Source organism: Streptomyces sp. SN-593, from assembly GCF_016756395.1.
GTDB lineage: Bacteria > Actinomycetota > Actinomycetes > Streptomycetales > Streptomycetaceae > Actinacidiphila > Actinacidiphila reveromycinica.
Genome location: NZ_AP018365.1, coordinates 6,938,993 through 6,952,024 on the forward strand (window position 1 = coordinate 6,938,993; position 13,032 = coordinate 6,952,024).

The 13,032-nt window shown below is 68.8% G+C and carries 11 protein-coding genes; all 11 read left to right on the forward strand.

Annotation, left to right across the window (positions count from 1 at the left end):
- Positions 1-58 precede the first annotated feature (58 nt).
- On the forward strand, positions 59-4,681 hold the full coding sequence (locus RVR_RS29915; RefSeq protein WP_202237028.1) for a phage tail tape measure protein: 4,623 nt from the start codon (positions 59-61) through the stop codon (positions 4,679-4,681).
- Between the two features lie 140 nt (positions 4,682-4,821).
- Positions 4,822-6,921, forward strand: a complete 2,100-nt coding sequence (locus RVR_RS29920) for a hypothetical protein (protein ID WP_237405036.1) — start codon at positions 4,822-4,824, stop codon at positions 6,919-6,921.
- A 2-nt stretch (positions 6,922-6,923) separates the two neighbouring features.
- The gene (locus RVR_RS29925; RefSeq protein ID WP_202237030.1) at positions 6,924-8,027 is read left to right on the forward strand and encodes a DUF5047 domain-containing protein; all 1,104 of its coding nucleotides are present in this window, start codon (positions 6,924-6,926) and stop codon (positions 8,025-8,027) included.
- Positions 8,024-8,665: a hypothetical protein gene (locus RVR_RS29930; RefSeq protein ID WP_202237031.1), complete on the forward strand. Its 642-nt coding sequence runs from the start codon at positions 8,024-8,026 to the stop codon at positions 8,663-8,665. The genes RVR_RS29925 and RVR_RS29930 overlap by 4 nt, the downstream gene beginning before the upstream one ends.
- Positions 8,666-8,695: 30 nt before the next feature.
- The gene (locus RVR_RS29935) at positions 8,696-9,307 is read left to right on the forward strand and encodes a hypothetical protein (protein WP_202237032.1); all 612 of its coding nucleotides are present in this window, start codon (positions 8,696-8,698) and stop codon (positions 9,305-9,307) included.
- A 209-nt stretch (positions 9,308-9,516) separates the two neighbouring features.
- On the forward strand, positions 9,517-10,257 hold the full coding sequence (locus RVR_RS29940) for a C1 family peptidase (RefSeq protein ID WP_202237033.1): 741 nt from the start codon (positions 9,517-9,519) through the stop codon (positions 10,255-10,257).
- Complete coding sequence (locus RVR_RS29945) at positions 10,254-10,505, forward strand: hypothetical protein (RefSeq protein ID WP_202237034.1); 252 nt, start codon at positions 10,254-10,256, stop codon at positions 10,503-10,505. The genes RVR_RS29940 and RVR_RS29945 overlap by 4 nt, the downstream gene beginning before the upstream one ends.
- Positions 10,502-11,374, forward strand: coding sequence for a glycoside hydrolase family 25 protein (locus RVR_RS29950; protein WP_202237035.1), 873 nt, complete (start codon positions 10,502-10,504; stop codon positions 11,372-11,374). The genes RVR_RS29945 and RVR_RS29950 overlap by 4 nt, the downstream gene beginning before the upstream one ends.
- Positions 11,375-11,384: 10 nt before the next feature.
- Complete coding sequence (locus RVR_RS29955; RefSeq protein WP_202237036.1) at positions 11,385-11,726, forward strand: hypothetical protein; 342 nt, start codon at positions 11,385-11,387, stop codon at positions 11,724-11,726.
- Between the two features lie 56 nt (positions 11,727-11,782).
- Complete coding sequence (locus RVR_RS29960; protein ID WP_202237037.1) at positions 11,783-12,142, forward strand: hypothetical protein; 360 nt, start codon at positions 11,783-11,785, stop codon at positions 12,140-12,142.
- Positions 12,143-12,173: 31 nt separating this feature from the next.
- Positions 12,174-12,482: a hypothetical protein gene (locus tag RVR_RS29965; RefSeq protein WP_202237038.1), complete on the forward strand. Its 309-nt coding sequence runs from the start codon at positions 12,174-12,176 to the stop codon at positions 12,480-12,482.
- The last annotated feature ends 550 nt before the right edge of the window (positions 12,483-13,032 follow it).

A 13,032-nucleotide genomic window follows, 5' to 3' on the forward strand; every position in this document is an offset into this window, starting at 1 on the left:
CGAGCCACCGTGCTCCCGTCAATTCGAGGGGGGCACGGTGGCCATTTCTACGACTGGTGTGCGGTTCGACGTCATTGCGCGGGACTCGGCGAGCAAGGCGTTCGACAAGATCGGCAAGCAGGCCGGGAAGCTCGACGGCGGCTTCGGGAAAGTCATCAAGAGCGCCGCGAAGTTCGGCGCCGTGCTGTCCGGGAGCGTCGCTGCGGGTCTGGCGGTGGCTGCCGATAAGGCGGTGGATTTCCAGACGGAGATGACCCGTATTCAGACGCAGGCTGGCGCCTCGGCGAAGGACGTCTCGACCCTGTCAAAGCAGGTGCTCTCGCTCGGAAAGTCCACGCAGCAGGGCCCACAGCAGCTTTCCGAGGCGCTGTACCACCTCAAGTCCGTCGGCATGGACAACGTCGATGCCATGAAGGCGTTGAAGACGGCGTCCGATCTCGCGGCGGTTGGCGGATCGGATCTCGAAGCGACGACGAACGCCTTGGCGGGCGCGTGGCGTACCGGGATCAAGGGCGCCACGAACATGGACCAGGCCGCCCGGACGCTGAACGCGACGATCGGCGCGGGCAACATGTCCATGGAGGACATGGTCTCTGCCCTCGGTACGGGAATTCTCCCGACGGCTAAGACTTTCGGCCTGACGCTCTCCCAAGTCGGCAGCGCCCTCGCGCTTTTCACGGATGAGGGCGTCGACTCCGCGTCGGCAGCTACCCGCCTGCGCATGTCCATCTCCCTGCTGGCCGCGCCGTCGGGTGCCGCGTCGAAGCAACTCAAGAAGATCGGCCTGACGGGTACGCAGCTCGGCGATGCGATGCGCGGCAAGGACGGCATCATCGGCGCCATCAGCTTGCTGAAGGACCACCTGGACAAGTCCGGGTTGAGTGCGACGCAGTCGGCTGCTCTGCTGTCTCGTGCTTTCGGTGGCGGCAAGTCGTCGTCGGCGATCCTGTCTATGGTCAATAACCTGGACGTGCTGGAGAAGAAGCAGGTCCAGGTCAACAACAGCATGGACAAATTCCCTGCCGCTGTAACGGCGCAAAGGAAGACCGTCCAGGCGCAATTCAACCTGATCAAGTCCAACTTGCAGGTGATGGAGATCGAGCTGGGCGACAAAGTCCTGCCGATCCTGTCGTCGGTGGTGCAGTACATCACCAAGACCGGCATCCCGACGCTCGGCCGGTTCACTGCTGCTGCGGCGAATCTGATCCCGATTGAGGCGCTGAAATCGAGGGCATCGCAGCTCGGGGGGATTCTCCAGTCCGCCTACAAGTCGGTGGGATTGGACAAGCTCACCGACCTGCTGGGCGGGTCTACGAAGAAGGCCACGTACCCGGTGTATCACCGGGTGACGGCTGACTCGTCGTCGCCGATCCAGCCGGGCACGACGGCCGCGCAGTCGAAGAAGCTCAACAGCACCCTGAACCCGACGAAGGTCTTCAAGGGTGGGGAGAACCTGTCGGCGTCGCAGTCGAAGGCGCTCGCGTCTGCCGGGAAGGCGAACCCGGGCGGCCTCGGCAACTTCGGGGAGAACCTGTCGCCAGCGCAGTCGCAAGCGTTGTCGAAAGCTGCCGCGCCGCCGTCGATGACGAAGCGCATCACCAGCGTGCTGGCCGCGGCCATCGGCAACGCGATCAAGACCGTGGACTGGCATGCTCTCGGTGGAACTCTGGGCAACGGGCTTGACGCCGCCTTCGGTTTCGTCGCGGATCATTCGAAGGCGCTCGGCAAGGACGTGTCGAAGGCCATTCAGAACATCGACTGGGTGGATGTCGGGAAGACGTTCGGCACGACGGCGATCCCTCTGGCCATCGGTTTCATCGACAAGCTGTTCGCGCCGCTTTTCACCGTGAGCTTCTGGAAGAAGCATTGGCTCGACGCCATCATCGCGGTGCTGTCGGTGGTGCCGATCGGTAAGGTCGGCGACGCGATCGGGACGGTCTTTTCGAAGATCCCCTGGGGCGACTCGATCAAAGCTATCGGCGCGGCCCTGGACAAAATTCCGTGGGTGCAGACCCTGGATTGGGCGTCCTGGATTGGTCGGACGTCAGGTCGGGCCGCGACCGCCGTGGGCGATGTTGTGACGCGCATGTACAGTGCTTTCACGGGTGCGTTTACCCGCGTGGCGCCGCGGCTGGCGGGGTGGCTCGGCACCGAGCTGGGGCTGATCCCGACGCGCATCGGCTTGATGGGTCTGGAGCTGCAGTCGGCTGCGGAGAAGGCGTTCAAGACGCTGACGGACAGCGTCCCGGGGATTTCCGGGAAGTTCGTCCGCGTGGTGCTCCGCTACTTGGGGAAGTTCACGTTCTACCAGTCGGGGATTGATCTGATCTCGGGCTTGTACAACGGCGTTGTGGCGAGGCTTGAGGGCGCCGCGAAGTGGGTGCGCGCGCATATCGTTGACCCGTTTGTCAGCTACGTGAAGTCCGCGTTCGGTATCCACTCCCCGTCCACGGTCTTCGCTGGTATCGGCGGGTATTTGATCTCGGGTCTGTACAGCGGGATCACGTCTGCGCTGGCTGGTGTGGGCAAGTGGGTGGTGTCGCACATCAAGTCGCCGCTGGTGTCGGCTGTGGTGAAGCCGTCGTCGTGGCTGACCGGCGCGGGCGGCAGCCTGATTCACGGCCTGATGTCGGGCGCATCCGCAGTGATGAACGACGCGAAGAGCGGGATCGGCCACTGGGCTGGTCAGGTCAAGGACAAGATCGTTGGCAGCATCAAGGCGGTCTTCGGCATCCACAGCCCCAGCAAGGTCATGGCAGAGCTAGGCGGGCACATGATGTCCGGCCTGATGAAGGGGCTGTTGCAGGGCAAGGACGTCTTGAACGCCGCCGTCAAGGGGCTGTTCCACAGCCCGCTGGACGCTGCGGAGAGCCTGCTGTCGAACGGGGTCTCGCTGCCTGCGAAGTGGGCGGCGAAGCTCCTGTCGGCGAAGACCCCGAACGCCGGCTCGGGGACGCCTCTGTCGCCGGGTGTGGCGTCGGCGCAGAAGTACGCGTCGGGTCTCGTCGGTCAGATGTGGCCGAAGAGCGCCAGCTCCGAGATGTCCGCGCTGATCAAGCTGTGGAACAGCGAATCGGGATGGAGGGCGAACGCCGAGAACCCCACGTCAGGCGCCTACGGCATCCCGCAGAGCCTCCCCGGATCGAAGATGGCGGCCGCCGGCTCGGACTGGCGAACGAACGCGGCCACACAGATCCGGTGGGGCCTGTCGTACATCAAGGGCCGGTATGGCGACCCCATGACCGCGTGGGCGTCGTGGAACTCCCACTCGCCGCACTGGTACGCGAAGGGCACGCCCGGGAGCGGCGCGGCCCGCGGCTGGGCGTGGGTGGGCGAGAAGGGCCCGGAGCTGGTCAACTTCGGCGGCGGCGAGACGGTGCTGAGCCACCTCGATTCGCTGCTGACCGCCCGCTCGGCAGGGATCAAGATCCCCGGCTACGCGTCGGGCACGGTGAGCCTGAGCCGGGCCCGGAGCGACGTGTCGAAGGCGCAGAAGCAGGTCGACGCGCTGGAGAAGCAGATCGCAGCTCTGCGGCGCGCCGAGGCGACGGCGCACACCAAGGCGCAGCGCAAGGCCGACCAGCTCGCGATCATGGCGGCCGAGGAAGACCTGAAGGCGGCCCGGAAGCGGCTGACCGCGGCAAACAAGGAACTCGCGACCGCGAACTCGCACTCCAAGCAGGTGCAGTCCGTCGCGAACACCCTCGCCAACGGCTGGCTGAAGACGCTGCAAACCGGCACCGCGAGCGCCATCGCGTCGGCGGTGAAGTCGATGAACACGAAGCTCCAGGCTGCTGGCGCAGGTGGCCTGGTGTCGGGCATGAACAAGTCGGCGTCGAAGCTGGAGTCCCTGGCGAACCAGCGGGCGGCGATCCAGTCGAAGATCGCGTCGGCGAAGTCCTACGCGTCGGATCAAGCATCGTCCCTAGGCGACTACCTGGGCATCGGGGACACGTCGGCGTCGTCGGTGTCCAGCCTGATCACGCAGATGCAGCAGTCCCAGTCGACCGCGAAGTCCTTCGCCACCGAGGTGGCGAAGCTGTCGAAGATGGGCCTGTCCAAGACGCTGCTGTCGCAGCTCGCGGACGCCGGCCCGGGCAGTCAGCTCGCGTCGACTCTGGCCGGCGCCAGCAGCTCCGACATCGCGAACCTCAACAAGCTCGCGGCGGCGCAGAACAAGCTGACCACGTCCTACGGCAACAGCCTCGCCGACTCGATGTACGACTCCGGAAGCCAAGCCGGGAAGGGCTTCTTGACGGGCTTGCAGGCCCAGGAGAAGGCCATCCAGGCGGAGATGAACAAGCTCGCGGCCGGGATGGTGTCCACGATCAAGAAGAAGCTGGGCATCCACAGTCCGTCGAGGGTGATGCGGGACCAGGTCGGCAAGCAGGTGGCGCTGGGAGCGGCTGCGGGTGTGCGGATGCACGCGCCGCAGGCGGTCAGGGCGACGCAGCGCATGGCCGACATGATGGGCGCGGTGCGGGTCCAGCGCTCCGGCTCGGGGTCCATGGCCACCGCCGCAGCCCCGGCGCGGGGCGGCGAGTTCACCGGGAAGCTCTACCTCGACTCGGGGCAGTTCCTCGGGGTCGTGCAGGGCACGGTCGAACCTCTCATCCGCAACGCCGTCGAGGCAGGGATTGACGACCTGGCGGCGGCGGCCGGCAACACGGGGGGTGCGTAGTGGCGATCCCCGGGAACTTCTTGTCGGCGGTTGCGGAGATGGTCGATCCGGATACGTCCGGGTGGACTACGACCCTGAACTGCACGAAGAGCCTCGGGAGCGGCGGCCGGAATGGCGACGGCGTCCTGACGATCACCAGCGTGGCGTCCGGCGATATGCAGGCTGCGACGTCCGCGGCGTACAGGGTGACCGCCGGGACGGTCTATCAGGCGTTCGCGGATGCGGCCTCATCCACCCAGCCGGAGCGCATCGGTATCCAGTGGCTCAACGCGAGCTACGCGGCGGTGGGGACGGCAACCTGGTCGCTGACGACGGACGCTGCGTCGGCGAGCTGGCACAGGATCAGTGTGGCCGCGCCCGCGCCGGTGGGTGCGATCTACGCCCGGGTAGCGCTGTCGGCCACCACCACGGCGGCCGCCCGGACGCACTTCTTCGAGAACGTGTACCTGGGGCCGCCGCAGCGGACCTCCGGCAATCTCCTGTCGTTCAACGCCGAGTCCGGCGGGGACATCGACGGGACCGCGTGGGCGGTGGATGCGAACTGCACCATCGCTCGTGACGTGCCGGTCGTGACGTGGCCGGTGTCCTGGTACCTCAGCGGCGGCGAGGTCGTGAAAGCCACGACCACCGCCAACGGCAACATGTCGGTGAAGTGCTCGGAGACGCCGTCCGTCCAGCCGGGCGTGGACTACCGCGGCTACCTGTACATCAACGCCCCCACGAGCAGCGCGGCGTGCTGGGTGGAGCTGCGGTGGATGGACGGCAACGGGACGCTCATCTCCACCAAGAGGGCTGCTCTGGCGCCCCCGGCGGCCGTGGGCTGGTACCGACAGATCGTGTCCGGCGTGGCCCCGGCGGGCGCGGCTCACGTCGTGCTGGCCGCTGGCGTGACGTCGGCTACCGCCGCCCAGGTGCTGCGGGTGGAAGGCGCCACGATCCAGCAGGCGTCGGCGGCGCCGGTGGCGATCGGCACGGTCATGCCGTATGAGGACGCCAGCTTCGAGCAAGGCGTGGGCCAGTGGACGGTCGCCTCGGGTGTGGCGACGATCGCCCGGTCCACGCCGTGGGGGGCCGCCGGGTACGACGGCGTGTACGCCATGGTTGTGACGTCCTCGACGGCCACAACGAGCGTGCTGGCGTCCGGCAAGTACCCCGTCGTGGCTGGACTGAACTGGCGCGCGCAGATCCAGTTCTCCGCCGCGTCCGGGACGTGGGGAGTCGCTCCACAGATCCACTGGTACGACGCGTCCGGCGTGAGCCTGGGCGCATCGTCCCTGCCTGCCGATTCGCTCGCGCCGGCGGGCGGCTGGTGGCGGGACTGGAATGACATCATCGCCCCGGCGAGCGCCGCCTCGGCCCGGGTCGAGGTCGACATCACGGCGCCGTCCGCAGGCGCGGTGTGCCAGCTCGACGCGGTCTCGCTCACGCAGACGGCGCCGGCGTTCTCCGCGACGGCCGACAGCTCGCGGGCTGTGGTCACGCTGGTGATGCGGGAGCTGACGGTCGGGGCGACGCTGACGGTGTACCGGGTGGTGGGCAGTACGCAGGCGGTGGTGCGCGGATCGTCGGGCGCCCTCCAGGGCGTGGTGGCGACGAGCGCGCAGATGGTGGTGGAGGACTACGAGGCCCCGCTGGGTGTGGACGTCTGGTATCGGATCGAGCAGTACGACGCGACCACCGGGGATTTCGGTGGGAGCGAGGCGTCGGCGACAGTACGGCTCGCCCTCGCGGACGTGTCGGACTGCTGGATCAAGGACCCGTTGCAGCCGCAGCGGAATGTCCTGGTCAGGGCGAGCGCCGCGCCGGACTGGGCCCGGCCGATCGAGCAGACCGAGTACCGGGTCAGGGGTCGTCGCAACTCGGTGATCTTGTCGGACGTGCGCGGTGGCCTCACCGGGACGCTCGCGGTGTGGACGGATGACGATCCGGGCCGCGGCGCCCTGCACTTCGCACTCGACTCGGGGAATCCGCTGCTGATCCAGTTCTCGCCGGGTCTCGGTCTCGACGACTCCTACTACGCGGTCGGTGACATTACCGAGGCGCGGCCGGTGGCCTATGGCGGGGAGCCCCGGCGGCTGTGGTCGCTGGCGCTGACGCAGCAGGACGCGCCGATCGGCGGGGTGGGTGGCACTGCGGGCTGGACGGTGCAGGACGTGCTGACGACGTGGCCGACCGCCCTGGATGTGGCCACCGCCTACGCAACAGTCCTTGACCTGGTCCTCGACAACCGGGAGGCGTGAGCGTGTACACCCCTCCCTCCTCGCGGTTCCTGGCCGCGCTCAACTACAGCCACCGCGTGGTGACCCGCGTCGAGCTGGTGCTCACCGACGGCACGGTCGCTGACCTCGACCACACGGGCGGCTCCGTGACCGTGGACCGGTCGGCGACCGCCCGGCGCACCTGCTCGGTGACCCTCGCGGACACGTCCCTGATCCCGCGGACCGCCGCCGACAAGCTCAGCGTCTACGGGAGCCAGCTCCGGATCTTCCGGGGCATCGGTTACCCCGACGGCACCGTAGAGACGGCACCTATCGGGGTGTTCCGCGTCGAGGAGGTGTCCGGGGATGTGGACATCGGCCCGGTGACGATCACCGGGTCGAGCATGGAGGCGCAGGTCGCCGACGCGCTGTTCACCGCGCCCACCACCGTGCAGTCCGCCGCCACCACCGCAGTCGGCGGCATCGGCACCCTCATCCACGCCGTGCTCCCGTCGGCGGTCATCATCAACCGGGCCACGGACGCGACGGTCGGCACGATGACATGGGACCAGCAGGACAGCAGGTGGGACGCCTGCACCACGCTGGCCACCGCGATCGGCGCCGAGGTCTACACGGACGCGGCGGGCCAGTTCATCATCGCGCCGCTACCCGACCTGTCCGGGCCGTCCGTGGTGTGGGAGGTCGCCGCCGGCGAGGGAGGCGCGCTCATCTCCGCCGACCGGGGCATGGCCCGATCGGGCGTCTACAACTCGGTGACTGCCTACGGGGAGAACACCACGGACGACACGGCGGCGGTGTCGGCGACGGTGGAGGACACCGACCCGACTTCGCCGACTTACGTCCTCGGCCCGTTCGGCAGGGTGCCCACCTTCTACTCGTCGGCGACTCTGACGACGACCGCGCTATGTACGGCGGCGGCGACGCAACTCCTGAAGACCAGTCTCAAGCCCAACGCCAGCGCGGACATCACCTCGCTACCGAACCCGCTGCTCGAACCCGGCGATGTGATCCGGGCCGGCTACCTGGACGGCACGCGGGAACTCCACCAGATCGCCAGCTTCGAGATCAGCCTGGACACGTCCGGTGACTTCACGTTGGCGACGATCGCCGCGAAGGAGGACTCGTGACGAGCCATGCAGCGCGCCGGGCGGCCCGTGCCCTCGCCACGGCCGGGAAGCGCAAGGCCGCCGCCGCCCCGCTGGTGCGGGGCGCGGACTGGCGGACCGCGACCGTCGCCACAGTCGGCACAGACGGCACCATCACCACCACAGACGGCATCCCCGCCCGCCGCATGGCCAGCTACTCCCACCCGGCCGCCGGCGACCGTGTCGTCATCTCTCGGTCCGGAAGCGGCAACTGGCGCGCCGAGGGGCTACTCGTCCACTCCACGGACACGGAGTGGACGACGTACACGCCAGCGGTCACCGGCGCCGGATCGGCGACGTGGAGCACCCGCGACGGCTGGTGGAAGCGCTCCGGCAGCCTGATCTTCTTCACCGCGTACATGACCGCGTCGGCCGTCGGCACGGGTACATCGAACGTCATGTTCTCCCTGCCGTCCGTTCCCTTCCGCGGCAGTGCGAACCGCAGGCAGGCCATCCCGTGTCACGTCAGCAACGTCGGGTCGTGCATCGGTGTGGTCGCGGCTGGCGGAACGCTCGCCGCGGTGGACAGCATCACGACATCGACCGGAGCGAACATCGTCGGCACCGGCATCGCCGCCAACACGATCATCACCGTCACCGGCATGTACCGCGAGGCATGACCGAACCCATGCAGAGGCAGGAGGCACCCGGTGGCTAACGACGCCTGGGGGCAGGGCATCGACACCCTGGACTACACCGACCAGCCGGACCTGGTGGTCCTCGGTCAGACGCTGCGGGACGGGCTGACACCGCGGTCGGTGATGCGGTTCGCGGATGCTACGTCGCGGGATGCGGCGGTCGCCTCCCCGGTCGCAGGGATGATCGCGTGGCTGACCGCGACGAAGGTCTGGACCGGATTCGACGGCACCGCGTGGGTTGCTCTCGCTGCGGGGACTCAGGCGTGGACGACGCCGACGCTGGCCACCGGCTACACCGCGAACGGCAACAGCAACGGCGTCCCGCAGTACAGGGTGGTCAATCTCTTCGGCGATCTAGTCGTGATGTGGCGGGGCGGCCTCGGCGTCACCTACACGTCCGGCGCACCGGCGAACAGCGGGAACTTCCTGCATGACCCGCTGCCGGCCGGGGCAAGGCCGACCACCTTCCGCACGGTGACCGCGGCCTGCTCGGCGGTGTCGTCGGAGAGCCTGTCCGTAAAGATCGACTTCAAGGCGGACGGCACCAGCTCGATCGTCACCCAGTCCGGGGTGCAGCCGCCGTGGGTGTCCCTCAACAACATCATGTACAGCCTGACGAGCTGACCCGTGGCGTCTTCCCCGCGGCCTTCCGTGCCGCCACCGGACCCTGCACCGCCCGCCGACGTGCAGACCCTCGTGGACGCTGGACTCATGCCCGAGCAACCCGTGCCGTCCCCCGACCCGCCAGCGGACGATCCTCCCGTCGAGGAACCCGCCACCACCACCTGACCCCGCGCCGACCGGCCGGGGTTTTCTCATGCCCAGGAGCACCCGTGACTGTTCACCGCCACCGCTACACCCCGACCGATCCGCGGCTCGGCCGGCACATCGCCCACGACGAGCGGTCCCGCGCGTTCGCGCACCCGGAGATGGATGCGTCGCAGCTCCAGGCCGTCGAGTGGACGCGCCGCATCCCGATCCTCAATCAGGGCCAGGTCGGGAGCTGCACCGGCAACGCGCTGACTGGTGTGATCGGTACGGACTCTGCCGAGCGTATGGCGTCCCCGGTCGTGCAGCTCCGCGCCGACAAGAAGAAGGTCTTCAAGGCGGGCAGCTACCGGCTCGACGAGTCCACGGCGCTCAAGTTCTACTCGCTGAACACCCGCGAGGACGACTGCGACGGCACCTACCCGCCGGACGACACCGGCTCCAGCTCACTGGCCGCGGGCAAGTCGGGGAAGGCCGTCGGGCTGTTCAGCGGCTACCTGCACGCGTTCTCCCTCCTGGCGATGCAGACCGCTCTCCAGCAGGGCGCCGTCCTCATCGGTATCCCCTGGTACCAGTCGATGTTCACCCCGAAGACGGACGGCACCCTCGATGTCGACCCGTCCTCGGGCGTGGCGGGTGGTCACGAGCTGGCGGTGTCGGGCTGGGACAAGGACCGGTTCAAGGTCGACAACTCGTGGGGCGGCCCGTGGGGCGACCACGGGTCCTGCTACGTCACCAACCAGCAGATGCAGCAGTTCCTCGCCGATGGTGGCGACTGCCTCGCACCCAAGTGGGCCGAGCGATGACCGCCCCGTCCGTGGGCCGTGTCGTCCACTACGTCTCCTACGGCACGCCGGGCGGCGAGTACACCTCGCAGTGCCGGGCCGCGATCGTCACCGACGCCGAACCGCTCGGGGCCGATGCGGAGCCGGACCAGGTCTTCGCCAGCCTGTGCGTGCTCAACCCGACCGGGATGTTCTTCAACACCCACGTGCTCCAGGACGAGGACGGCCACGTCGGCGGCACCTGGCACTGGCCGGAGCGTGACGAGTGACCGGCTGCGAGGGCCAGGACTGGGCCTCTTACCAGTCCAGCACGCCGTCCACGACCGGCCTCGCGTTCGCGGCGGTCAAGGCCACCGAGTCGACCACCTACACGAACTCCCGGCACGCCGCGCAGGTCGCGCACGCCCGCGCCGCCGGACTGGTCATCATCCACTACCACTTCGTGCGCCCGGGCAGCATGGCCGCGCAGATCGCCTACTTCCTGAAGCAGGCCGTCGTGCAGACCGGGGACGTGCTGTGCCTGGACTGGGAGGACACCGGCGTGTCCGGCGCGGACAAGGACACGTTCCTCAAAGCCCTCCAGAAGGCCGCACCGGGCCACCGCGTGATCCTCTACTGCAACATCGACTTCTGGAAGACCCGCGACACCACGAGCTTCGCCGCCGACGGCCTGTGGATCGCCGACCCCAGCGCCGCGAAGGGCTCCCCGCGCATCACCGCGCCGTGGCTCATGCACCAGTACAGCGAAGCCGGCGGCATCGACCGCGACTACTGCAACCTCACCGCCACCCAGCTTCGCGCGTGGGCGGCCGGTACGACACCGACCCCGGAGGACGACGTGGCGCTCACCACGGACGACATCAACAAGATCGCGGCGGCGGTGTGGGCTGCGGACGTGATCCCCGCGGCGCGGCCGCCGCACGCGAACGACGACTACAAGACGAACCCGACGTGGACCGCGAAGTACGGCGTGCAGGCTGCGGTCGAGGCAGCGCGTACCGCGTGCGATGTGGCGCCAGTCGCCCTCACCGACGCGCAGGTGACCGCGCTCGGTGCCCAACTCGCCGGGTCCGCGACGTTCGCCACGGCTGTCGCGGAGCAGGTCGCCGACCTCCTCGCGCAGCGCCTCCAGTCCTGACGGGATACCAGTGATCCTCAACCTGACACCGCACCCGATCCGGCTGTACGGACCGGATCGGGTGGACGGCTCCGACGACCTCACCGAGGGACTGGTGGAGACGTTCCCGCCCGAGGCGACTCCGGCCCGGCTGGCGATGGTCGAACTCGGCGGCGGTGTGCACTTCGAGATGGTCGAGTACGGGCACGCCGAGAACCTGCCGCCGCGGCGGGATGGCGTGCAGTACATCGTGTCTCTCGTCGTCGCCCTGGCACTCGCCGACCGCAGGCCGGATCTTCTCGTGCCGTACCGCGAGGTCCGCAACTCCTCCGGCACGGTCATCGGATGCCGGTCGCTCGCCCAACCCGTCTGACCCGCATCACTTCGGCACATCCCGAAGTGACTCCTACCAGCAGAAACGGTCTTCCCATGTTCAAGCTTTTCGGCCGCGAACCGGCCCTGTGGGTGTCCGCCGTGTCGGCGGCTCTGTCTCTCGCGGTGACGCTCGGCGTCGGCCTGTCGGCCGACCAGGCCGGCGCGTGGACCGCCGTGATCAGCGCCGTGTTCGGCGTGGTGACCGCCATCCTGACCAGGCCGATCGCCCCGGCCGCTTTCACCACGGCGGTCGCGGTCGCCGCTGACCTCCTCAGCGCCTACCACTACGACGTCAGCCCGGGCGCGGTCGCCGCCGTCAACACCACGGTTCTGGCGATCCTCGGGCTGCTGACCCGCGGGCAGGTCTCCCCAGCGGCGTACCTGACGCGGGCCGACGTGACCAAGGCAGCCTGACCGACACCAGCACCACATGTAAGGGGTGAGCGTGCCCGATGACGTCTCCGCAGGCGAGACCTACCGGCGCCTCCAGGACCACGAGGCGCGTACTCAGCGCGAGCACGAGGCGCTCGACACCCGCATCACCAACCTGGCCCGGGACACCGTGCCGCTGCGCCTCTACCAGCAGACGGAGCGCGACCGGGACGACGACATGAAGGCCGTCACCGACCGGGTTGCGAAGATCGAGGACCGGCCCGCGATCAGCCTCGCGCGATGGTTGGGCATCCTCACCGTGGCCGCCGCGTTCCTCGCGCTCGCAGTTCAGGCATACGGCACGCTGAAGGGGGCGCAGTGACGACAGACCTGCCGCAGTCGCGGCGTCCTCGGCGGGCAACCCTGCTGGTGGTGGCAGCGTGGGTGGCGGCGCTGGTCCTTGCGGGGTTCGTCGCGCTGGTCCTGCACTCCGTCCAGGAGTCCAATCGGCGCCTCGCCCAGGGACAAGACGCCCAGGCCACCGTCATCTCGCGCCTGTCCGCGAGCCTGGATACCACCCGGACGCAGTTGCAGCAGCACGGTGTCACGCCGTCCGCCCCACCGGCGCGCAGCATCGTCGGTGACGTCCCTGGGGTTCCCGGCGCTGTCGGCGCGCAAGGCGAGCAGGGCGTCCCCGGGACGCCTGGCGCGACGGGGGCGACGGGGAAGGCCGGCGTGCAGGGGAGCCCGGGGCCGGCGGGTTCTCCTGGCGCTGACTCGACGGTCCCGGGGCCGGAAGGGTCGCCGGGCGTGGCTGGGGTTCAGGGTGATCCCGGTCCTGCGGGCCCGGCAGGGAAGGACGGTGCCGCAGGGAAAGACGGAACCGACGGCAAGGACGGCGCCGCGGGTCAGCCTCCGGCCGGCTGGACGTA